Raw genomic sequence first — 21,654 nt, 5'->3', positions numbered from 1 at the left:
AAACTTTTTCGTATTTTAAACTATTTGATAATAAAATTTAATGTATTTTATTATACGAAAAATGGTTTAGGCCTTTGAGTGTTAACTCAGGACCTAAACCTAGTTCTTAAAACTGAGTTGAATTATTTAAGCTCAACTACAGCTCCAGCTTCTTCTAATGATTTTTTAAGACCTTCAGCCTCTTCTTTAGAAACACCTTCTTTAACAGTACTTGGAGCACCGTCAACTACATCTTTAGCTTCTTTAAGACCTAAACCTGTAAGTTCTTTAACTAATTTTACAACTGCTAATTTAGAAGCACCAGCTTCTTTTAATACAACTGTAAATTCAGTTTGTGCTTCTTCAGCAGCACCTTCTCCACCACCAGCAGCAACTACTACAGCTGCAGCAGCAGGCTCGATACCATACTCGTCTTTTAATATTGTTGCTAATTCGTTAACTTCTTTAACTGTTAAGTTAACTAATTGTTCTGCGAATTGTTTCAAATCTGCCATTTTTTCTATCGTTTAAAATGATTTGTAAAAATATAATTTATTTATTGTGCGCTAATTAAGCAACAAGGAAGCAAGCTTCCCTGCTTTGATTATTATGCTTCAGTTTCTTCTTCGCTACCAGCGAATTTGTTTTGTAAAGCAGAAATAATTCTTTGAGCTGGAGATTGTAATAATCCAATGATTTCTCCAATTAACTCTTCTTTAGACTTGATAGTTGCTAGTGCATCTAATTGGTTATCTCCAATGTAAACTTCATTGTTAATGAAAGCACCTTTTAAAACTGGTTTATCAGATTTCTTACGGAAATCTTTAATGATTTTTCCAGGAGCATTAGCTACATCAGAAATGAAAATAGCACTATTACCAGTCAAAACTGAAGGTAAGTCACCATAATCAGTAGAAGAAGCTTCCATTGCTTTGGCAAGCAAAGTGTTCTTTACAACTTCTAATTTGATACCTGCTTTAAAGCAAGCTCTACGTAAGCTTGAAGTTGTTTCTGCGTTTAAACCAGAAATATCAGATACATAAATGATATTTGTACCAGCTAACTGCGCAGTTAAATTTTCAATCGCGATTGATTTTTCTTCTCTAGTCATACTAAAAATTTTTAACTACCAATTATACTGCTTTTGGGTCTAATGCAATAGCAGGACTCATTGTGCTTGTAAGGTGAATACCTTTAATGTATGTACCTTTAGCAGCAGTTGGTTTAAGTTTTATTAATGTTTGAATAATTTCGTGTGCGTTGTCAACAATTTGCTCAGCTCCAAAAGAAACTTTACCAATTCCTGCGTGAACGATACCAGTTTTATCAACTTTAAAGTCAATTTTTCCAGCTTTAACCTCTTGAACAGCTTTTGCAACATCCATAGTTACAGTACCTGTTTTAGGGTTTGGCATTAAACCTCTAGGTCCTAAAATACGACCTAATGGACCTAATTTACCCATAACAGCTGGCATAGTGATGATAACATCAACATCTGTCCAACCATCTTTAATCTTTTGTAAGTAATCATCAAGACCAACGTGATCTGCTCCAGCTTCTCTTGCTTCAGCCTCTTTATCTGGAGTAACCAATGCTAATACTTTAACATCCTTTCCTGTTCCGTGAGGTAAAGTTACTACACCTCTTACCATTTGATTCGCTTTTCTTGGATCAACACCCAAACGCACTGCGATATCAACAGACTCATCAAATTTTGCAGAAGCAACAACTTTCAATAATGCCGCAGCATCTTTTAGAGAGTATAATTTGTTCTTTTCAATTTTTGAAGCAGCCTCTTTTTGCTTTTTTGTTAATTTTGCCATGTCTTTTTCTTAATTAAAAAGGAGCATCTCCTGATACAGTTATACCCATAGATCTAGCTGTTCCAGCAACCATACTCATTGCTTTTTCTACTGTAAAAGCATTTAAGTCAGGCATTTTGTCTTCAGCAATAGCTCTAATTTGTTCCCAAGTAACACTAGCTACTTTTTTACGATTAGGCTCACCAGAACCAGATTTTAGCTTTGCAGCTTCCATTAACTGAACTGCTGCTGGAGGAGTCTTAACAACAAAATCGAATGATTTGTCTTTGTACACAGTGATTTGCACTGGACAAATTTTGCCAGGTTTATCCTGAGTTCTAGCATTAAATTGCTTACAGAACTCCATGATATTAACCCCAGCAGCTCCTAAAGCAGGTCCAACCGGTGGCGACGGGTTCGCAGCACCTCCCTTAACTTGTAGTTTAACTACCTTACTAATTTCTTTAGCCATTTTTAAAAAATTTAATACACAATCAATTGGAAGCGATTGTGATAGATATTATATGTAACAAAAAATTATACTTTTTCAACTTGCATAAAACTCAATTCTAATGGAGTTTTTCTTCCGAAAATCTTAACCATTACTTCAAGTTTACGCTTTTCTTCATTGATTTTTTCAACCGTACCATTGAAACCATTAAAAGGACCATCGATCACTTTTACCGTTTCACCTAAGCTGAAAGGAATAGCACGAGTATCTGTATTAACAGCTAGCTCATCTACTTTACCTAACATACGATTCACCTCAGATAATCTTAAAGGAACAGGTTCCCCACCTTTAATCTCACCTAAGAAACCAATTACACTTGTAATAGATTTAATAATATGAGGTATCTCACCAACCAAGTTAGCTTCAATCATAACGTATCCAGGAAAATATACTTTATCCTTAGACATCTTTTTTCCCTCTTTTACAGTAACTACTTTTTCAGTAGGCACTAAAACCTGGGAAACATAATCCTCCATCCCTAGTCTGGCAATCTCAGTTTCGATGTAAGCTTTAACCTTGTTTTCCTGGCCGCTTACTGCTCTAACCACATACCATTTTTTCACATTATTATCTGCCATCACAAAAAAATTATCCTTTTAACCAGTTAAAAAATCCAGCCAAAGCTTTTGCAAAAAATTCGTCTACTCCCCAAGTTGCCAAAGCGAACAGAATCGAAAATACAGCCACAACAATTGTCAATTTTTGAACTTCAGCCCAAGCTGGCCAAGTAACATTTGACTTTAATTCTTCGAAAGCCTCTGATAAATAATTAGTAACTTTTGTCATTTGATATAATTTTTATTGCACGGGCGGAGGGATTCGAACCCCCATCAACGGTTTTGGAGACCGCTATTCTACCCTTGAACTACGCCCGTAATTAAAAGCCAGTGATTTCGTTAAAAAAATCAACTGGCTTTTTATAATTTGTTATAGGATTATCCTATGATTTCAGTCACCTGACCTGCACCTACTGTTCTACCACCTTCACGGATAGCAAAACGTAAACCTACGCTCATTGCGATTGGGCTTAATAAAGCAACATTGATAGTCAAGTTATCTCCTGGCATTACCATCTCTACTCCTTCTGGTAGAGTAATAACTCCTGTTACGTCAGTTGTACGTACGTAGAACTGTGGACGGTAGTTATTATGGAATGGAGTATGACGTCCACCTTCTTCTTTTTTCAAGATATAAACCTCAGCTTTGAAAGTAGCGTGTGGTTTTACTGATCCTGGCTTAATGATAACCATTCCTCTTTTGATAGATTCTTTATCAATACCTCTTAACAATAAACCTACGTTATCTCCAGCTTCACCTCTATCAAGGATTTTACGGAACATCTCAACTCCTGTAATAGTAGAAGTTAATTTATCAGCTCCCATACCAATGATTTCAACAGCATCACCTGTATTAGCAATACCAGTTTCGATACGACCTGTAGCAACAGTTCCACGACCAGTAATTGTAAATACATCCTCAACCGGCATCAAGAATGGTTTAGCAACGTCACGCACTGGCTCTTCGATCCAAGCATCAACAGCTTCCATTAATTCAATGATTTTTGGTACCCAAGCAGGATCATTATTCAATCCTCCTAAAGCTGAACCTTGAACAACAGGACCATTATCTCCATCATATTCGTAGAAAGATAATAAATCTCTAATTTCCATTTCAACAAGCTCTAACAACTCAGCATCATCAACCATATCCACTTTGTTCATGAAAACAACGATTCTTGGAATACCAACCTGACGTCCTAAAAGGATGTGCTCACGAGTTTGTGGCATTGGACCATCTGTAGCAGCAACTACTAAGATAGCTCCGTCCATTTGAGCTGCTCCAGTAACCATGTTCTTTACGTAATCCGCGTGACCTGGACAGTCAACGTGAGCGTAGTGACGGTTAGCTGTTTCATACTCTACGTGAGATGTATTAATAGTAATACCTCTTTCTTTCTCCTCTGGAGCGTTATCGATTTGATCAAACGATTTTGCTTGACAGTAACCAGCATCTGACAATACTTTTGTAATTGCAGCAGTTAATGTAGTTTTTCCGTGATCCACGTGTCCAATTGTACCTATGTTTAAGTGCGGTTTGGAACGATTAAAATTCTCCTTTGCCATTTTACTTAATTTTTAATCTTAGTTATATATTAATTTTCAATTTCCTACTTACTTGAGCCAATGTCGGGATTTGAACCCGAGACCTCTTCCTTACCAAGGAAGCACTCTACCCCTGAGCTACACCGGCAGAGAGTTCTGATTTTAGATTCTTGAAATCAGATTTTAGATTTTGAAAATCTAAAATCTAAAATCCGAAATCTTAACTTCTTTTTTTTGTGGGGAGAGCAGGATTCGAACCTGCGAAGTTCACACAGCAGATTTACAGTCTGCCCTCGTTGGCCGCTTGAGTATCTCCCCGAATAATTTATGGATTTAATTTTTAGATTTTAGATTTCTCCAAATCATATTTTTTTTGCCCTAAATTTCTGTTTTACAATATTTTAAAAGAACCGATTTCAAATCGCATTTGAAATATTTTTGAGCCGATAGAGGGACTCGAACCCACGACCTGCTGATTACAAATCAGCTGCTCTAGCCAGCTGAGCTACATCGGCGAATACATTAAAAAAGTCCGCTATTTCTAACGGACTGCAAATGTAGCTATTTTATCTTTGAATCAAAACATTTTTTAAAAAAAATTTCAATTAAATATGTGCTCTTATTTTTTCTTTCCTTTTTACCAGTAAACGTTCTAAAGATTCTGCCGAAAGCTCAACTGCTTCTTCAAACGATTTGCATTGCTTTTTAACCAAAAATTCATCTCCCGGAACATTAATCTTAATCTCTACCGCCTTATTCTCCTTATCACTTGTTCTTTCAACTTTTAAAAAAACATCAGCCGAAACAACTCGGTCGTAATACTTTTCAAGCTTATCCATTCTCTCTTGAATAAAATCCACCAATTTTCTGTCGACAGTAAAGTTAACTGCATGAACATCTACCTTCATAATAATTATTTTAGGGTTAAACATTTCAGAGTTATTACTTATTTCTTGGATGAGCATCTGAATAAACTTTTTTAAGTTCTGCTAAACTATTATGAGTATAAACTTGCGTAGACGCCAAACTCGAATGCCCTAATAACTCCTTAACTGAATTTAAATCTGCTCCGTTATTTAATAAGTGAGTCGCAAAAGTATGCCGAAGCACGTGAGGACTTTTTTTTACCTTTTCAGAGACCCTACTAAAGTAACAATTTATTAATCGATACACAAACGATTCACTCAATTTTAACCCTTTTTTCGAAATAAAAAAATAATCAGAATCTATGATTTCTTCAACTTCCACTCTTTCTTTTAAATACAAATTAATCTGATCTGCAACTATGGGCAAAAGCGGAATAATTCGCTCTTTGTTTCTTTTCCCTAACACCTTAATAAGATTCGAAGACAAATCAACATTCTTCATCATTAAACCTATTAATTCTGCACGACGCATTCCCGTTGTATAAAAAAGGTCAACAATAAGCTTATCTCTAATATCCTCAAATCCGAACGGAGAATCTACTCCAAGCATTAAATCATTTACTTCTTTTTCTGAAAATGGAATCTGGACAATTTTAGGAGTTTTAAGCGCTTTATGTTTAAGCATTGGATTTACCTCAATTTGCTTAATCTTTAAAAGAAATTTATAAAAAGCTTTTAAGGAAGCCATTTTTCGATTTACGGAAACATTAGAAATTTCCTGATCGACTAAAGAAACAATCCAGCTTCTTATTTGACTATAATTAACCTTCTCTACATCATCCTGCTCGAAACGGGATTTATTAAATTCTTCAAAAAAACCAATATCATTCAAATAAGCATTAACCGTATGTGGAGAATATTTTTTTTCCAGCTGTAAATAATCACGAAAAGCTTCTTTGTTTGATTTCATAGGGAAATTTTTTTTTCGATTTATACCTATTATATATAAACCATCAGAAGATTTTAAAAATAAAAAAACCGTTAGCATCAAAGTTAAAACTTTTTGATGACTAACGGTAATTATTTTTGAAAAGCGAAATACTAACTTTCTAAACTATCTTTCAATGTTTGGATGTAAGCAGCTTTTTGAATTTGAGCTCTTTTTACAACAGAAGGCTTAATAAAAGCAGTACGTGCTCTTAATTGACGAACAGTTCCTGTTTTATCAAATTTTCTTTTATAGCGCTTTAATGCTCTATCGATATTTTCTCCGTCTTTAATTGGTATAATTAACATAATATAGACACCTCCTCTCGTTAAGGCTGCAAATGTAAAAATTAATTATTAATTATGAGTTATAAATTGTGAATTATTTTTTTCTGAGAGAATAGAGCATAGAAAATAGAGAATAGACGGAGCTTCTTTACTCTTTACTCTTTACTCTTTACTCTTTACTCTTTACTCTTTACTCTTTACTCTTTACTCTTTACTCTTTACTCTTTACTCTTTACTCTTTACTCTTTACTCTTTACTCTTTACTCTTTACTCTTTACTCTTTACTCTTTACTCTTTACTCTTTCAGCAAATTTCTAGAGATAACTAATTTTTGAATTTCAGTAGTTCCTTCTCCAATTGTACATAATTTAGAATCTCTGTAAAATTTCTCTACCGGGAAATCTTTTGTATAACCATAACCTCCGTGAATCTGCACTGCTTCATTTGCAATTTTAACGCACGCTTCTGAAGCATACATTTTTGCCATTGCACCCAATGTCGTGACTGGTTTATGCTGTTGTTTTAAGTATGCAGCTTTATGCAATAATAATTCTGAGGCTTCAATTTCTGTTGCCATATCAGCTAGTTTAAATGAAATTCCCTGAAAGCTGCTTATTGGCTGACCAAATTGATGTCTTTCTTTTGAATATTTTAATGCAGCTTCATAAGCGCCTTTTGAAATTCCTAATGATAAAGCCCCAATTGAAATTCGGCCTCCGTCTAGAATTTTCATTGCCTGAACAAATCCTTGTCCAACTTCACCCAATCTGTTTGCATCCGGAACACGGCAGCTGTCAAAAACTAATTCGGCAGTTTCACTTGCACGCATTCCTAATTTATTTTCTTTTTTACCAGATGAAAATCCCGCCATTCCTTTTTCTAAAACAAAAGCAGTCATTCCTTTAGAATCACCTTTTTCTCCTGTTCTAACAATTACAACCGCTATATCTCCGGAAATCGCATGTGTGATAAAGTTTTTAGCACCATTAATAACCCAAAAATCTCCGTCTTTAACAGCCGTTGTATTCATTCCTCCGGCATCAGATCCTGTATTGTGTTCTGTTAATCCCCACGCTCCTATATATTCGGCCGTAGCTAATTTTGGTAAATACTTTTTCTTTTGCTCTTCATTTCCAAAGGTCAAAATATGGTTGGTACAAAGCGAATTATGCGCTGCAACTGACAAACCAATTGAAGGATCTACTTTTGAAATCTCTTCAATAACTGTAATATATTCATGGTAACCTAATCCAGATCCTCCGTATTCTTCGGGCACTAAAACTCCCATAAATCCCATTTCGCCCAGTTTTTTAAACAAATCAACCGGAAAAATCTGGGCTTCATCCCACTCCATTATAAAGGGCTTAATATTTTTTTCTGCAAAGTCTTTTATAGATTGAGCAATCATCGACTGCATTTCGTTATAATCAAAATTCATTATGTACTATTTTTTTAGAACTCCAAATATAAACTAATTATTTTTGCTTTTTCAACAGGAAAACCTTTAATTTTTGACAAATCCTCAATATTATTAAAATTTCCGTTCATACTTCGATAAGTCACAATTTGTTTTGCAAGTGTATATTTAAAGTACGGAAACTGTAATAACTCTTTTAATGTCGCGTCGTTTATGGCTATCTTCTTAAAACCTGACGGCATAATTACTTTAAAATGGTTATTAAGCTGGGCAATAACTTCTGGCGAAAGTCCCCAAACTTCTTCAAGCTGTTCCATAGAAACAAAACCGCCTAAAATTTCTTTCTGCTTTAATATTCTTGATGACAAAGCTTCGCCAATACCATATATTGCAATTAAATCTTCCTGACTGGCTTGGTTTATATCTTTAATTATTATGGTTTCTTTTTTGAAAGATGCTTTTTGAACGTACTCTTTTTTCTCTGTTTTAAAATCATTTTTCTTTTGTGTCCAATCCGGGAATTTAAACAAGGGAGACATTACCTTTAATAATGAATCTGAAATTTGTGTTACTTTTTGAAATTCCTCAGCTGAGTTTACATATTTATCTTGTTTTCGGAAAGCCAATAAACGATCTATTTCTTCAACAGACATTCCGAGTTTGTATCCTTTATAATCCGAAATAAAATTTGGGTTGAAAGTATATACTTTTTGTTTGTCCTTATATTTTGTCTCTTTTGCAGCATCTATTTCTTTTTGTAAGGAGAGCCATTTCTTCTCTTCGGGAAAAGTTTTTTCATACTGGTTAAAATCTGCAAAAAAATAAATTAACTGCAGTGTGATGATAATTATAAAAAGTAAAAAAATACCGATTCTTTGCTTGCTTGTAAATTTAAAATATTGATTGAACATCTTGAAATTTGTGATTATTATAAATGTATTGCTATTATAAAAAGTATAAAATACGGGATAAATTTTATATTTATTAGGAAAAATACTAAAAATATTATTTCTGAATTTGATATTTCAAACTCAATCGATATAATAGAGATTAAAATAAACTCAGCTCTTACAGAAGATTGCAAACAGAATAAATCAAAAATTTAAATATTTTATAACTTAAAATATCATAATTGTTTTTATTTTTTACAAAAAACGATACATTTGGAGCTTAATAACAATAAACCAATAAAATAGTATGTCAATTTGGAGAGTTAAACCAATATCAGCCTTTGAGGCCGATATGAAAAAAAGTGATTTAAAAAGAGTTCTTACAAGATGGGGTTTAACTTCATTAGGAATTGGGGCAATCATAGGTGGAGGAATTTTCACTTTAACAGGAATCGCAGCTCATGATTATGCGGGTCCAGCTCTGGCTCTATCCTTTGTTATTGCAGGTATAGGCTGTTTATTTGCTTCTCTTTGTTATGCTGAATTTGCTTCAGTATTACCGGTAGAAGGTTCTGCATATGCTTATGCATACGGAACAATCGGCGAAATTTTTGCCTGGTTCATTGGATGGAACTTGATTCTTGAGTACATGATGGGTGCCACCACCGTCGCCGTCGCCTGGAGCGGATACTTTGTAAAACTTCTCCATTTATTTGGAATTAATATCCCAATCTGGCTCTGTAATGATTTTCATACTGCTACAGAAAAAATCATTGAACATAATAAAGAGTTTCCTCTCGATCATATTGATTTACCTACATTCGCATTTAACTTACCTGCTTTTTTAATTACATGGGTTGTAACTGCAATTCTTGTAAAAGGAATTAAAGAGGCTGCAAGTACAAATAATATTATTGTAATTGTAAAAATTGCTGTAGTTCTTTTTGTAATTGTTTGTGGTGCTTTCTACATTAATACTGATAACTGGCATCCATTTATTCCTACTGAAGTTCCTGCTCTTGATGCGTTAGGAAATGCAACTGGAAAGATGAATTTCGGATTTGGAGGAGTATTAACGGCTGCAACAATTGTATTCTTTGCTTATATTGGATTTGACGCTGTTTCGACTCAGGCCGGAGAAGCAATTAATCCTAAAAAAGATGTACCATTTGCTATTATCGCTTCTTTAATTATTTGTACAATTCTATATATTCTGGTTTCATTAGTATTAACTGGAATGGTTCATTACGATCAATTAGACAAAGCTGCTCCGGTTGCTTCTGCTTTTAGTGAAAACGGATTAACATGGGCTGTATTTATTATTACAATTGCTGCAACTGCAGGTTTAACATCTGTAATGCTTGTAATGATGCTTGGACAAACTCGTATTTTCTTAGGAATGTCAAGAGATGGTTTATTACCTCCATTTTTCAGCAAACTTCATACAACTTTCAAAACACCTTATAAAAGCACTTATTTAGTTGGAACAATTATTTCGATTGTTGCTGCGCTTACTCCAATTGAAAAAGTAAGTGAAATGTGTAGTATGGGAACATTATTAGCATTTGGAATGGTATGTGTTGCCGTTATGATCTTAAGATATAAAAAACCAGAATTAGAAAGACATTACAAAACTCCGGCAGTTTACTTAGTGGGAACTTTAGGGGTATCTTTCAATTTATTCTTAATGACTCAGGTAAGACATGATACCTGGATCGCATTTTTAAGCTGGGGAACTTTAGGTATTATTGTTTATTTTGCTTACAGTAAAAAACGAGCAAAACTTAACAATCCTCAAAACGAAACCGAAGAAATCTAAAAAAAGATTTATCATAAAAAAAACCTGTTCAATTGAACAGGTTTTTTTATTTTTTATATCGTCTACTTTTGATTTATAAATCGAAAACAGAAGTCCTTTTTGCTCGGATTAAATCTTTAAGGCGAATCCAGAAAGCCAATGTTAGGTAAACTCCAAAACCTAAACCTGCTGTTACAAACGAAATGTAAATAAAAAACAACCTTACGCTCGTTACACGCATTCCCAGTTTATCAGCCAGTCTGGATGATACATGAAAACCGTATTTTTCAAAAAAGAATTTAAGTTTTAAAATAGCTGACATCTTTAATTTTAGATTTTAGATTTTAGATTTTAGATTTTAGACTTAAGATTTTAGATTTCTTTGACTTCGCTTAAGGCAAAAGTACAAATTATCTCATTATCACATTTTCTAATTATCTAATTATTTTTAAGCAGCTCCATTCCTATTGCACATTTTAAACACGCTTTTTGATTGCAATATTCATTTTTAAGTTCTAATAAAGTTTGGGTTTCAAATGCATTTTTTGATTTTATTTTGAAGGAAGAAAACTTATCGATAATGGCGTTTTTTTCTGGTGCGACTTCATTCATAAAATCAATTAAATCTTCTGAAGCTGAATCTCCCATTATGTTAGAATAAGCAAACTGAATTGGGATTATGGTATTTATGATTACTAAATCAACAAATGATTTTGATAATGTTTTCGCTTTCTTCGGGCTTTCTTTATCGAATTGATAATGATTCTGCCAATAGGAACTTGCAGATACATTCAGCAATTCATAGACGTTTTTAGCTGATTTTTGCGCAATTATTTTCGAAAACAAGTTTTGATGTTTGTGATATAAATTAGCGAGCTGAGAAAGCCGAATTGTTGGGAAATTATCCGGTCGAAGTTTAAAAAACTGAACGGGATCTATAAATGTTTTTTCTAGCTGATATTTATGCAGCAAATAAAAATACCTAAACTTTAAATCTTTAAAATAAACATCTTCTTTTTCTCCATCTAATAAATTTAAAGTTCCTAAAAGCAATGATTCCAGATTTTCGACTTCAAAACTTTCTTTTCTGATGATTGAAAAAGGAATTGATTTTGACATTTGAAGAAAAGCCAAACCGTTTGTATTTAAACCAAAGTTCTTCGCTAAAAGGCAAAACAAAACCGCTTCCCAATCCTGATTGGTTTCTTCCAGTAATTCATAAACAAACTTTGATTTGCGTTCTAATCGCTCAAAAAATAATCTTTCCTGCCAGTTTTTAAAAACAAAAGCATCGATTTCATGTATTTGTTTTTCGCACGAAATCCAGGTTTTAGGAGAAACAAGTGCATTGTAATTATCTAAAACTTCTTTTTCGACATAATCTTTGAGTACCAAAACCGGAATTTCGGTATTGTTTTCTCTAAAAATTGCGGTGTCGTTTTCCCAGACTACATGAAGAATTACATTTTCGTAAGCGGCATCTTTTTCATGATTGTGCAGATACCAATCTGAGGATTTTACATGTATCTCTACATTTCCAGCCCATTTTTGACTGCCGATTTTAATATGGGCATTAAAAAAATCAGGCCCCGAAAGTTCTAAATAATCACCTGTTTTAATAATGGTAATAGATTCATTTTGAGCAGTTACAAGATTCAAAGTATCAAACTTTTTGAACCTCCAGAGATAATGAAGAAAGTCTTCTTTCATTTTTAGATTTTATATATTTCAAAAATCTAAAAATAGTAAAATTAATACTATTCTTACAAATAATAAAACTATTTATCGAAGCATATATAATTTAGCACAAGCCCTTGCGTCTGAAAGTGCTTCGTGGTGATTTAATTGTATTTTCATTTCGCGACAGCAATCACTTAATTTTGTTGGCTTTAAACCTTTTGCTTTATAAATTTTAACGGTACATTCCCATTTTGGGGCAATGTTTAAATCTTCATAATTTAAACCATGCAGTAACATTGACTTCATTAAAACATTTCGGTCAAAACTTTCGTTATGCGCCACCACAACCCTATTTTTTAATCTTTTCTCAATTTCAGGATATACCTGAAAAAAGGATTTTGCATTAATTGTATCTTTTGGATAAATACCATGAACACGAATCGTAAACGGATTGTATTCGTTATTTGGCGGTTTAATTAAAGTAACGAATTCATCTACTATAATTCCATTTTCAACAGTAACAATTCCCACAGAACATGGATGATGTCCAGTTGCTGTTTCAAAATCTATGGCCGTAAAATTCATTCTTTAATTATTTTTTAAAAAGATAAAATCCATAAATCTAACTGTTGAAAAGCTAGATTTATGGATGAAAATTATTTTGATAAAGTTCTTATTTAATAGAACCAATAATGTCATATTTAGTAATAATATGATGGTTTCCGTTTCCTAAATCAATTAAAACGGCATCATTTTCTTTGGTAAATAATTTCGAAACCTCTTCGATTGGAGTTCCTAATTTTACAATCGGGAAAGGTTTCCCCATTACTTCCTTAATTGGTTTTTCGGCTACGTTTTTATCGGCAACATAACTTCTAAACAAATCTGTTTCATCAACAGAACCCACAAATCCGTTGATATCAACAACCGGAATCTGCGAAATTTTATATTTACGCATACGTTCAATTGCGTGCGAAACCAATTCTTCTGTACGAACAACGATCAATTCTTTATCGATATGATCTTTAATAACATCTTCGGCCTTTGTTATGTTTTCTTCTAAGAATCCACGTTCGCGCATCCAGTCATCATTGAACATTTTACCCACATAACGGCTTCCTGAATCGTGAAATAATACCACAACAACATCATCTGGCTTAAAATGCTCTTTTAACTGCAATAAACCTTTGATACAAGCTCCGGCAGAATTCCCAACAAAAATAGCTTCTTCAAGTGCAATCTTTCTGGTATAAACCGCAGCATCTTTATCAGTTACTTTTGTAAAACCGTCAATTAGAGAAAAATCAACATTTTTTGGTAAAATGTCTTCCCCAATTCCTTCTGTTATATACGAGTAAATTTCGTTTTCGTCAAAAATTCCGGTTTCATGGTATTTTTTAAAAACAGAACCATACGTATCAATTCCCCAAATTTTAATGTTCGGGTTTTTCTCTTTTAAGTATTTTCCAACTCCTGAAATTGTTCCGCCAGTTCCAACCCCCACCACAAAATGCGTGATTTTACCATCTGTCTGTTTCCAGATTTCTGGTCCCGTCTGCTCGTAATGTGCCAATGAATTCGACAAGTTATCGTACTGGTTTACATACCATGAATTTGGTGTTTCTTCTGCCAGACGTTTTGAAACTGAATAATAAGAGCGAGGATCAGTAGGCTCGACATCTGTAGGGCAAACGACTACTTTTGCGCCAACAGCACGCAGAATATCCATTTTTTCTTTAGACTGTTTGTCTGAGATTACACAAATCAATTTGTAACCTTTTATAATCGCAACAAGAGCAAGTCCCATTCCGGTATTTCCAGAAGTTCCTTCAATAATAGTTCCGCCTGGTTTAAGTCGGCCGTCAGCTTCGGCATCTTCAATCATTTTCACAGCCATTCTGTCTTTAACAGAATTTCCAGGATTAAAAGTTTCGACTTTTGCTAGTACTAACGCATCAATTTCAGCAACAATTTTGTTGAGTTTTACCAATGGCGTATTACCAATTGTTTCTAAAATATTATTTGAAAAGTCCATTTTTATTTAAGTTTAATATTTGGTTTTTTTAAGTAAAGTTACGCTTCGTTTTTATTGGAAGAAATTCCAGACTAAACCAAATCTGATTACAAAATCACGATATGGATTATTAGGTGTTGAGTAATAATTAGTACTTGAAAATAAAGCATTTAAATGTTCTCCTTTTACATAAAAGCGTGTCTGGCGAATTCTTGCATTTATGAAAACATCAAAAGTGGCATAATTTCCAATTTCTTTTTTATCCTGCACAAAAAACTCTCCAATAACAGGGTTGTAATCGTTAGCATAATATTTAGTAAAGTAATTAAATACAACTCCTGCCTGAGCATATAATGCTTTTTTGAAATAATAATTTGAGTAATAAAGCGTGTTTCTGGTTACAAAATCAGGTACATTTAAAATCAAATCTGATTGATCTACTTTTTGATATAAAAGTGTATTGTCTAAAGCAAAATTTCCAAATTTAAATTCTCTATTTGCTTTTATCTCTAAATAATTAATTGCATTTCCGTATTGAGCTGGTTTTATGAGTTGAGTTCTAACCGCATCGTCATCAGCATCAGATACATCTTCAAAATACAAATGATCTTTTAAAATGGTATAATTAACTTCGGCATTTAACCAAGGCGTATTAATGCTGGCTCCTAATGAATTGATTTTTTCATTTTTAAAATCATTCGACCAGTTGTACGATACATAACTGCTTTGGTACAAATTATAATTGTTGTTTGGCAGTTTATTGATGTTTCTGTATCTAAAATCAAACTGAATTTTATCGTTTAATTTATAACGCAGTTTTGCATCAAGATCAGAAAGCGATTGATTGGTGATTGATCTTGTGTACAAAAATCTACCGTTCCATTTATTTTTTTGATATTCATACTGTCCGCCTACATTATTAATCTGTAGAAATAAATTATCCTGAATTGTTCTTCCGTCTTTAAAAATAATAATTTTATCATACTGATAATTAGACCTGTAATCATCAACAAAGAAATTAAATTTTCCTAAAAGAGAATTTTCATAAGCAACTCCAACTTTATTATAAAGTCTTTCAAAATGTGTTTGATCGTTTATATTACTTGTTACATACGATTCCCCGAAACGTTTTACCGGTTCATCGATTCCGTCGACTGCAGAAAGTACAGTTGGCTGATTATATTCGAAAAATTTGTTTTCGTAATTTAATTGATGGTTTATATATAAATTATTGTCTCCATGTGTAGGATTTATTCTAAAAGCGTGATCAAAAAATAAACGTCTTCCTTTTAAAAATGATTTAGCATCTGTTAAATAAACCTGCAGACGCTGACGATTTTTAAAATCGGGATCGTCGCTTTCAAAATCTTCCGGAGTTGTAATTCCACCGTTTTCTTCATTCGAATTATCCTGATATGTATAATGTGCATTCAACGCATATCTTCTGTTAGTAGTAGCGTAACTCGTTGTAAATCTAAAGTTTCCGGCACTTACTAATTGATTTATATAATCTCCTTCTGAACGTAAACCTCTGTATGCAATAGAAAAATTAAGGTTTTTAGACACATTCAGTGTGATGAACGAATCAACATTTTGTCCTTTATTAATCGTTGTATTAAAAAACAATTCTGTAAAAGGTGTCGCTGCAGAGTAATATCTCACTTCGTCTGCTTGTATATAATTCGAATGCATGGCGCTAAAACCAATTTCCGGATACGGCGAAAAACTCGTTAAACTATATTGTAATGTATTTAACGGCTGACCAATATTAGAGGATTCTAAAAGTCCAAAAAGGTCTTTTCGAAGATGATTTTGTTTGTAAGCACTTTTTATTGTCAGCGACGTATCTGCATAAATAGTATCGTGTTCCAGCGTAATAATTTGATATTGATCTATCGTTGCAATTTTTGCCTTCTTCTTTTTAACAGTATCTGTTATACTAGAATATTGCGTATTCATATCTAAATTATTTTTAGAAGCTGGTTTAGGTTTTTCCTGAGAAAACAATAATGCTGGTACAATTAATAGATATAGAAAAATGAATATTCTCATTTGATGGCTTTATATGTAATTATTTCGACAAAATTTGTTGAGCAAAGGTAAAAGATAAATATGTATAAATAAAAAAACACTTCAATTTATACAATTACCTTGGCAGACAGTATGAAAACGAATATTTTTGCATAAAATTTTATGATATTTGCCTTTTAAAATTTCAAAAAAATGCTTGCAAAAAATTTCTCGGGATTTGTTTTAGAAACTGGAACTGACGAGGCCGGCCGAGGCTGTCTTGCAGGTCCTGTAACTGCCGCAGCTATAATCCTGCCTGAAGATTTTGAACACGAAATTTTAAATGACAGTAAACAATTGTCTGAAAAAATGAGGTTTTTTTTAAAACCAATTATCGAACAGCATGCCGTATGTTTTGCTGTAACGCATTTATTTCCAGATGAAATTGACGAAATAAATATCCTCAATGCTTCGATGAAAGGAATGCAGGAATGTATTTTAAAATTAAAGCATGTTCCTGAATACATTATTGTGGATGGAAATCGTTCTATAAATGCAAAATTGGGTCTGAAAAACAGTTTTGGAAAACAATTTTCTCAGGAAGAAATTGCGTTACTAAAATCAATTCCCAATCAAAGCATTATAAAAGGCGATGCAAAATTCCTGAGTATTGCTGCAGCTTCTATTTTAGCAAAAACGTACCGCGATGAATATATGGATCAAATTCATGAGGAATTCCCCATGTACAACTGGAAACAAAATAAAGGTTATCCAACAAAAGAACATCGCGAAGCCATTAAAAAATATGGCCCAACAAAATATCACAGAATGAGTTTCAGGCTTTTGCCGGATCAATTAGAACTCAATTTCTTTGAAGAATAAAAAAAGAAGCTGTCTTAAAGTCGAGACAGCTCATATATTATATTTTAGTGACTTAATTGTTCGCTTTTTGATCTCAGATTTATCATTCCATAGGAATGTTTCGTCGGTAGAAAAAATAAAGATCAGTCATATTTGCGTTCCGTAAGAACGTTTGATAAGTCAGATTATTAAAAAACAATGTCAAAATCAAACGTTCCTACGGAACGTAATCCATTATAACAATATAATTTTTCTACCGATGAAATGTTCCTACAGAACAAGAAAACATGTAAAATAAAAAAAGGCTTATCTAAATTGATAAGCCTTTTTGGTTTTAAAAATCTGCCCCAACACATTCTTAACTAAAACTGAAATTTATATCCAAAATCTGGCGAAAAACCAATTTGGTCTTTTTGATTTACGCTGTTTGTTAATCTGTTATATTCTCTTGTAAATACGTTTGTATTATTGGTTACGTTTTGAAGATCGATATAAAACTGGTGAAACCTCTTTTTAGTTTTACTGTTTAATTTAATTCCGAATTTCACATCTAATCGCAAATACGCATCATATTGTTTGCTGAAAGCATTTGCATCGTCTCTAATTTCATAACCGGCGTTGTTTGAAGCGACTAAATCCACAGGCGTATAATAACGTCCGCCGGCAGTTGTAAATTTGGTATCGATCGAAAATACATTTCTTTTTGCTTTTCCAACTTTAAACTCTTTTCCGCCTAAAAGATTGATTACGTAACCATTATTGAAAGGAGAATTTCGCTCGATATTGTCACTTCCTTTATATTTACTTTCAAAAAGAGAAGTTGTAAATAAAGCATAATAACCTTCACTAAAGAATTTTTCAACCGTAAATTCAATTCCCTGATTAAATCCCGTTCCTTTGCTTACTAAAGAAGTTTTATCTATCGAATAACCAAAATCTGCGCCTTCTGTTAAAGAAGAATAACTGCTCGGAAAAGATTCAACCGCAGCTTTGCTAATATCCTGATAATACAATTCGACTTTTCCGCGCCATTTATTCGCCAAACGAACATCATAACCTAAAACATAATGCTGACTTTGAACAAAATCTAAATTTTTATTGGTTTGAACCTGAACTCCGTTTACAAATTCATTCAAAAATAAAATAGGAACGGGAACGCTTTGATGGTGAATTCCGAAACCAAAACTTACCGTGTTTTTAGGATTTATGGCGTACGCTAAAGCTGTTCTTGGTTCAAAAACAAACTGTTCATTTATCGAAAAATACTGCCCATGAATCCCTGCGTTAAAAGTTAATTTTTCCGTCAAGCGGAATTGCCCCTGCGCAAACGGCTGCACTACATTATAATTTCCGTTGTTGTTGATTAACGGAACAAAATCTGGAAAACCATCTCCGTCAGAATCCTGCTGTCTGTCTCTTGAAGACATTTTTGCATCGAGTGTATAATTTTCATACAATAATCCCGCTCTAAAAGTTATTTTTTTATTGATTTTAGAATTGAATAAAGTCGAAAACGTAAATCTGTTTTCATCATTTTTAATATCCGAAAATGGAAGTCTGTTTTCTGTTGGCGTACCATAATTGTAATAACGGAAATTTTTATACGAGTTATTGGCATTCGAATAACCAACAATGGTTTTTAAATACGATTTTGAACCAATCTCTAAATTGTGTTTTAATCCAAAAGAAGCAAATCCGGAAGTTACATAACTGTCTTCATCCTGCGCTGCAAAAGGATCTTCTTTGTCGATTTTATTACCAAGAAAATCAATATCAGAAACGCCGTAAATTCCGAAAACAGAAAAATTTCCTAATTTACTTTTTCCAAAATCGACATTAAAACTAATATCGCTGTAATTAGGCTGTGCATCAGTTCCAGCTAATCCGGTAATGCCCACAAAACCATATCTTGCCGCGGCAACAAACGAACCGCCTTTTTTACCCAGGGGTCCTTCTGCCATAAACTCTAATCCCGGATAAGCTCCGGCACTAATCATATATTCGTATTCGTCGGGATTTCCTTTTCTAAAACCTAAATCAAAAACACCCGCAATTGCGTTTCCATACTCTGCCGGAAAAGCCGAAGTAAGGAAATCAGAATTTGCTAAAAGATTTGGATTTAATGCCGAAACCGGACCGCCCGTTGTTCCTAAAGTTGAAAAGTGATTCGGACTTGGAACCGGCATTCCTTCAATTCTCCATAACATTCCAGACGGAGAATTCCCTCTCACAACAATATCATTTCGGCTGTCGTCTCCGGTCGAAACTCCGGCGAAATTAGAAACCAAGCGCGCCACATCACTTCGTCCGCCTGCAAATCTTGTAACTTCTTCTGTAGTAAATTGTTTTGTCGAAACCAATGCCATTTTGTTTAACGGCTTTGCTTTGTTTGTCCCGGAAGTTACGACGATTTCATCAAGTGTATTAAACTTTTCAATTAGCGAAACAGTCAGCAGGTTATCTTTTCCGGTGGTTACATCAAGATCTGAAACAGAAGTATTTTCATATCCTGTAAAACTTATATTGATACTCTGTCTCCCAAGCGGAATATTAATTAATCTAAAACTTCCTTCTGAATCTGATTCTGTTTGAATACTTTCATTTCCAGCTAAAGAAATAATGGCTCCGACGATAGGTTTTTCAGATTGCTTGTCTATTATTTTTCCCCTAACAACGCCCGTTTGAGCGTAGGAAATCAAGCCCAAAAGGCTTAAGACAATTGATAGTATATTCTTCATTTTATTTTTGCTTTATTGGTTATAAAAGCAAAAATAGAATGCTGAGATTTCTTAAAAATTGACTTCGGTTAAGATTTGCTGCTTAAAGTAATTCGGGTTCTGATTCGGCTTAAACTTTCCGGCTGAATTCCTAAATAACTGGCAATGTGTTTTAAGGAAACTCTTTCGACTACTTTTGGACAGTATTTTAAAAAACGTAAATAACGTTCTTCCGGAGATAATAATGACATGGCCATATTTCTTCCCGTTAAACCTTTAATCGTTCTTTCCATCATAATTCGCAGGAAGGAATTAAAAACAGGGTATTGTAAAACCAGTTTTTCAAAATCTTCTTTGTAAGCCAAATAAACTATCGAATCTTCGAGGGCTTCAATATTTAATAAAGAAGGTTTGCCGTATAAAAAACTTTCAAAGTCTGAATACCAATCGTTTTCAAAAAAGAAATTTCCGGTTGATTCTACACCGTCAACCAAATAATAATAACGAATACTGCCCTCAGCAATAAAAATTCCGAAATTACAAATATCTCCTTCTGCCAAAAGATGTTCGTTTTTTTTGACAGTTTTAAAGCGAAGTATGCTTTCAAAAGCCAAGCTTTCTTCTTCATTAAATTCTATCATTCGGGATAAATCTGTAATAACACATTCCATGATTATCAAGGTTTTAGAAATAAAATAGTTTTTAGTTGTTAAAATAAATAACTTAAACTATCGAAAAAAATTGCGCTAAAAACTTTAATAAACAGAAACATAACCTACTACATCGTTATTTAACTTCCCGTATATTATTTTCTGCTTTTTAAGAATTCAGCAAATTGTTTAGTATCAAAATAAAATGGTCGGATGGCTGTAATTTTTCCGTTTTTTAAATCAAAATGTTCTGAAATAGGCATTGAAAGATATTTACCAGATTTTTTTGATTTGCATTTTATGGTAAAATAAATAATAACTTCATTTTTAGTTGCATCGCTAAAATAAGTAGGTTCTTTTTCAATTTCTAAATCAAAAAACTCAGAAGATTTCGCATACATTTTAGTCCACTCGTTAAACCCAACATAAGTTCCACCATAAGGCAAACCTTCTGCCTGACTATAAACTGCACCATCTTCAATTATTGCTGCCATTTTTACAAAATCCCTTGTTTTAAAAAGGCATTCGTAATACTGCGCTACAACTTTATAATTATCAGCTTCAAGATTTTGTAAAACTTCAGCATCAGACAACGTAACATCTGTATTCCAAAAACCAATAATTTTACTTACCTGACCTTTTCCATTTAATCTGGCAAAATCGCGGCCTCCCATTATAGGTTCTTTTTTCTTTGCGTCAATAATTTTCCACTCCCAGGTTACATAATTGTCTTTTACAACTTTTGCACCCGATGTCAATACTGCATCAGGAAACTTTTTATAAAACTCATTTATTACATTATTTAAAGCTGCCTGACCTTTTATAGAAGCCGAAGGATCTTCAAAAGTACTGTCGTCCAGCCAGATTGATTTGATTAATTTTAATCTTGCATCACTATTTTTCTCCTGCCAAACTTTTTCGTAAATCGCAATTGGATTTAATTTATCTTTCTTTTGAGCAAAAAGGCCATTCAGCATAAAAAGGAAACATACAAAGTAGATTTTTCTCATAAGTTGTTAGATTAGATTTAGTTAAAAGCTTATATTTTAAGTAGAAAACCAAATTTACCATAAAAACATTAG

At 33.3% G+C, this 21,654-nt stretch carries 22 protein-coding genes and 4 tRNA genes; 2 read left to right on the top strand and 24 right to left on the bottom strand.

Annotated elements, in window-relative coordinates; all coding sequences use genetic code 11:
* Window positions 1-122: 122 nt before the first annotated feature.
* The 16 genes from rplL to NLJ00_RS10510 form a co-directional block, all read right to left on the bottom strand.
* The gene (rplL, locus tag NLJ00_RS10585; protein WP_025572412.1) at window positions 123-494 is read right to left on the bottom strand and encodes a 50S ribosomal protein L7/L12; all 372 of its coding nucleotides are present in this window, start codon (window positions 492-494) and stop codon (window positions 123-125) included.
* A 92-nt stretch (window positions 495-586) separates the two neighbouring features.
* The gene (rplJ, locus tag NLJ00_RS10580) at window positions 587-1,090 is read right to left on the bottom strand and encodes a 50S ribosomal protein L10 (RefSeq protein ID WP_053472305.1); all 504 of its coding nucleotides are present in this window, start codon (window positions 1,088-1,090) and stop codon (window positions 587-589) included.
* Window positions 1,091-1,112: 22 nt separating this feature from the next.
* Window positions 1,113-1,802 (bottom strand): 50S ribosomal protein L1, encoded by a 690-nt coding sequence (rplA, locus tag NLJ00_RS10575; RefSeq protein WP_012024013.1) that lies wholly within the window; start codon window positions 1,800-1,802, stop codon window positions 1,113-1,115.
* Between the two features lie 13 nt (window positions 1,803-1,815).
* Window positions 1,816-2,253, bottom strand: coding sequence for a 50S ribosomal protein L11 (gene rplK / locus NLJ00_RS10570; RefSeq protein ID WP_026713295.1), 438 nt, complete (start codon window positions 2,251-2,253; stop codon window positions 1,816-1,818).
* A gap of 65 nt (window positions 2,254-2,318) precedes the next feature.
* Entirely contained in the window at window positions 2,319-2,870 is a 552-nt protein-coding gene (nusG, locus tag NLJ00_RS10565; protein ID WP_031456759.1) for a transcription termination/antitermination protein NusG, read from the bottom strand.
* A gap of 10 nt (window positions 2,871-2,880) precedes the next feature.
* Complete coding sequence (gene secE / locus NLJ00_RS10560; RefSeq protein ID WP_008466927.1) at window positions 2,881-3,078, bottom strand: preprotein translocase subunit SecE; 198 nt, start codon at window positions 3,076-3,078, stop codon at window positions 2,881-2,883.
* Between the two features lie 18 nt (window positions 3,079-3,096).
* A tRNA-Trp gene (locus NLJ00_RS10555) sits at window positions 3,097-3,167 on the bottom strand.
* Window positions 3,168-3,227: 60 nt separating this feature from the next.
* The gene (gene tuf / locus NLJ00_RS10550; protein WP_053472306.1) at window positions 3,228-4,415 is read right to left on the bottom strand and encodes an elongation factor Tu; all 1,188 of its coding nucleotides are present in this window, start codon (window positions 4,413-4,415) and stop codon (window positions 3,228-3,230) included.
* Window positions 4,416-4,470: 55 nt separating this feature from the next.
* Window positions 4,471-4,542, bottom strand: a tRNA-Thr gene (locus NLJ00_RS10545).
* An 89-nt stretch (window positions 4,543-4,631) separates the two neighbouring features.
* Window positions 4,632-4,712 (bottom strand) — tRNA-Tyr (locus NLJ00_RS10540).
* A gap of 123 nt (window positions 4,713-4,835) precedes the next feature.
* Window positions 4,836-4,909 (bottom strand) — tRNA-Thr (locus tag NLJ00_RS10535).
* Between the two features lie 90 nt (window positions 4,910-4,999).
* Window positions 5,000-5,302 carry a ribosome hibernation-promoting factor, HPF/YfiA family gene (gene hpf / locus NLJ00_RS10530; protein ID WP_053472330.1) on the bottom strand — a complete coding sequence of 101 codons (303 nt, stop codon included), beginning with the start codon at window positions 5,300-5,302 and terminating at the stop codon, window positions 5,000-5,002.
* 34 nt (window positions 5,303-5,336) lie between these two features.
* On the bottom strand, window positions 5,337-6,230 hold the full coding sequence (locus NLJ00_RS10525) for a tyrosine-type recombinase/integrase (protein WP_256637141.1): 894 nt from the start codon (window positions 6,228-6,230) through the stop codon (window positions 5,337-5,339).
* A 131-nt stretch (window positions 6,231-6,361) separates the two neighbouring features.
* Complete coding sequence (gene rpsU / locus NLJ00_RS10520; protein ID WP_012024008.1) at window positions 6,362-6,556, bottom strand: 30S ribosomal protein S21; 195 nt, start codon at window positions 6,554-6,556, stop codon at window positions 6,362-6,364.
* 274 nt (window positions 6,557-6,830) lie between these two features.
* Entirely contained in the window at window positions 6,831-7,973 is a 1,143-nt protein-coding gene (locus NLJ00_RS10515; protein ID WP_256637140.1) for an acyl-CoA dehydrogenase family protein, read from the bottom strand.
* A gap of 14 nt (window positions 7,974-7,987) precedes the next feature.
* Complete coding sequence (locus NLJ00_RS10510; protein WP_256637139.1) at window positions 7,988-8,863, bottom strand: ComEA family DNA-binding protein; 876 nt, start codon at window positions 8,861-8,863, stop codon at window positions 7,988-7,990.
* A gap of 286 nt (window positions 8,864-9,149) precedes the next feature.
* Between NLJ00_RS10510 and NLJ00_RS10505 the strand changes: the two genes are divergently transcribed.
* Entirely contained in the window at window positions 9,150-10,661 is a 1,512-nt protein-coding gene (locus tag NLJ00_RS10505) for an amino acid permease (RefSeq protein ID WP_180858505.1), read from the top strand.
* A 73-nt stretch (window positions 10,662-10,734) separates the two neighbouring features.
* On the opposite strand, the gene NLJ00_RS10500 is transcribed toward NLJ00_RS10505, so the two are convergent.
* The 5 genes from NLJ00_RS10500 to NLJ00_RS10480 all read right to left on the bottom strand — a co-directional run bounded on the left by NLJ00_RS10500 (window position 10,735) and on the right by NLJ00_RS10480 (window position 16,386).
* A complete protein-coding gene (locus NLJ00_RS10500) occupies window positions 10,735-10,962 on the bottom strand; it encodes a PspC family transcriptional regulator (RefSeq protein WP_007810860.1) in 228 nt (75 codons plus the stop codon).
* A gap of 116 nt (window positions 10,963-11,078) precedes the next feature.
* Complete coding sequence (locus NLJ00_RS10495) at window positions 11,079-12,350, bottom strand: DUF2851 family protein (RefSeq protein ID WP_256637138.1); 1,272 nt, start codon at window positions 12,348-12,350, stop codon at window positions 11,079-11,081.
* A gap of 72 nt (window positions 12,351-12,422) precedes the next feature.
* A complete protein-coding gene (locus NLJ00_RS10490) occupies window positions 12,423-12,905 on the bottom strand; it encodes a 3'-5' exonuclease (RefSeq protein WP_073489442.1) in 483 nt (160 codons plus the stop codon).
* A gap of 88 nt (window positions 12,906-12,993) precedes the next feature.
* On the bottom strand, window positions 12,994-14,355 hold the full coding sequence (locus NLJ00_RS10485) for a pyridoxal-phosphate dependent enzyme (RefSeq protein WP_180858511.1): 1,362 nt from the start codon (window positions 14,353-14,355) through the stop codon (window positions 12,994-12,996).
* A gap of 51 nt (window positions 14,356-14,406) precedes the next feature.
* Entirely contained in the window at window positions 14,407-16,386 is a 1,980-nt protein-coding gene (locus NLJ00_RS10480) for a putative porin (RefSeq protein ID WP_256637137.1), read from the bottom strand.
* Between the two features lie 171 nt (window positions 16,387-16,557).
* Between NLJ00_RS10480 and NLJ00_RS10475 the strand changes: the two genes are divergently transcribed.
* The gene (locus NLJ00_RS10475) at window positions 16,558-17,226 is read left to right on the top strand and encodes a ribonuclease HII (RefSeq protein ID WP_180858515.1); all 669 of its coding nucleotides are present in this window, start codon (window positions 16,558-16,560) and stop codon (window positions 17,224-17,226) included.
* Between the two features lie 341 nt (window positions 17,227-17,567).
* Here the strand turns inward: NLJ00_RS10475 and NLJ00_RS10470 are convergent, their stop codons facing one another.
* The 3 genes from NLJ00_RS10470 to NLJ00_RS10460 all read right to left on the bottom strand — a co-directional run bounded on the left by NLJ00_RS10470 (window position 17,568) and on the right by NLJ00_RS10460 (window position 21,582).
* Entirely contained in the window at window positions 17,568-19,943 is a 2,376-nt protein-coding gene (locus NLJ00_RS10470; protein ID WP_256637136.1) for a TonB-dependent receptor, read from the bottom strand.
* Window positions 19,944-20,011: 68 nt separating this feature from the next.
* Window positions 20,012-20,593, bottom strand: coding sequence for a Crp/Fnr family transcriptional regulator (locus NLJ00_RS10465; RefSeq protein WP_256637135.1), 582 nt, complete (start codon window positions 20,591-20,593; stop codon window positions 20,012-20,014).
* A 134-nt stretch (window positions 20,594-20,727) separates the two neighbouring features.
* Window positions 20,728-21,582 (bottom strand): nuclear transport factor 2 family protein, encoded by an 855-nt coding sequence (locus NLJ00_RS10460; protein WP_256637134.1) that lies wholly within the window; start codon window positions 21,580-21,582, stop codon window positions 20,728-20,730.
* Window positions 21,583-21,654 lie beyond the last annotated feature (72 nt).

Source organism: Flavobacterium panici (genome assembly GCF_024499525.1).
Classification (GTDB): domain Bacteria; phylum Bacteroidota; class Bacteroidia; order Flavobacteriales; family Flavobacteriaceae; genus Flavobacterium; species Flavobacterium panici.
The sequence above is the reverse complement of the archived record's forward strand: the minus strand, read 5'-3'. Positions and strand labels throughout refer to the sequence as shown.

Coding starts and splice junctions, on each gene's coding strand:
- rplL (WP_025572412.1), bottom strand. CDS start 494: ATGGCAGATTTGAAACAATTCGCAGAACAATTAGTTAACTTAACAGTT.
- rplJ (WP_053472305.1), bottom strand. CDS start 1,090: ATGACTAGAGAAGAAAAATCAATCGCGATTGAAAATTTAACTGCGCAG.
- rplA (WP_012024013.1), bottom strand. CDS start 1,802: ATGGCAAAATTAACAAAAAAGCAAAAAGAGGCTGCTTCAAAAATTGAA.
- rplK (WP_026713295.1), bottom strand. CDS start 2,253: ATGGCTAAAGAAATTAGTAAGGTAGTTAAACTACAAGTTAAGGGAGGT.
- nusG (WP_031456759.1), bottom strand. CDS start 2,870: ATGGCAGATAATAATGTGAAAAAATGGTATGTGGTTAGAGCAGTAAGC.
- secE (WP_008466927.1), bottom strand. CDS start 3,078: ATGACAAAAGTTACTAATTATTTATCAGAGGCTTTCGAAGAATTAAAG.
- tuf (WP_053472306.1), bottom strand. CDS start 4,415: ATGGCAAAGGAGAATTTTAATCGTTCCAAACCGCACTTAAACATAGGT.
- hpf (WP_053472330.1), bottom strand. CDS start 5,302: ATGAAGGTAGATGTTCATGCAGTTAACTTTACTGTCGACAGAAAATTG.
- NLJ00_RS10525 (WP_256637141.1), bottom strand. CDS start 6,230: ATGAAATCAAACAAAGAAGCTTTTCGTGATTATTTACAGCTGGAAAAA.
- rpsU (WP_012024008.1), bottom strand. CDS start 6,556: ATGTTAATTATACCAATTAAAGACGGAGAAAATATCGATAGAGCATTA.
- NLJ00_RS10515 (WP_256637140.1), bottom strand. CDS start 7,973: ATGAATTTTGATTATAACGAAATGCAGTCGATGATTGCTCAATCTATA.
- NLJ00_RS10510 (WP_256637139.1), bottom strand. CDS start 8,863: ATGTTCAATCAATATTTTAAATTTACAAGCAAGCAAAGAATCGGTATT.
- NLJ00_RS10505 (WP_180858505.1), top strand. CDS start 9,150: ATGTCAATTTGGAGAGTTAAACCAATATCAGCCTTTGAGGCCGATATG.
- NLJ00_RS10500 (WP_007810860.1), bottom strand. CDS start 10,962: ATGTCAGCTATTTTAAAACTTAAATTCTTTTTTGAAAAATACGGTTTT.
- NLJ00_RS10495 (WP_256637138.1), bottom strand. CDS start 12,350: ATGAAAGAAGACTTTCTTCATTATCTCTGGAGGTTCAAAAAGTTTGAT.
- NLJ00_RS10490 (WP_073489442.1), bottom strand. CDS start 12,905: ATGAATTTTACGGCCATAGATTTTGAAACAGCAACTGGACATCATCCA.
- NLJ00_RS10485 (WP_180858511.1), bottom strand. CDS start 14,355: ATGGACTTTTCAAATAATATTTTAGAAACAATTGGTAATACGCCATTG.
- NLJ00_RS10480 (WP_256637137.1), bottom strand. CDS start 16,386: ATGAGAATATTCATTTTTCTATATCTATTAATTGTACCAGCATTATTG.
- NLJ00_RS10475 (WP_180858515.1), top strand. CDS start 16,558: ATGCTTGCAAAAAATTTCTCGGGATTTGTTTTAGAAACTGGAACTGAC.
- NLJ00_RS10470 (WP_256637136.1), bottom strand. CDS start 19,943: ATGAAGAATATACTATCAATTGTCTTAAGCCTTTTGGGCTTGATTTCC.
- NLJ00_RS10465 (WP_256637135.1), bottom strand. CDS start 20,593: ATGGAATGTGTTATTACAGATTTATCCCGAATGATAGAATTTAATGAA.
- NLJ00_RS10460 (WP_256637134.1), bottom strand. CDS start 21,582: ATGAGAAAAATCTACTTTGTATGTTTCCTTTTTATGCTGAATGGCCTT.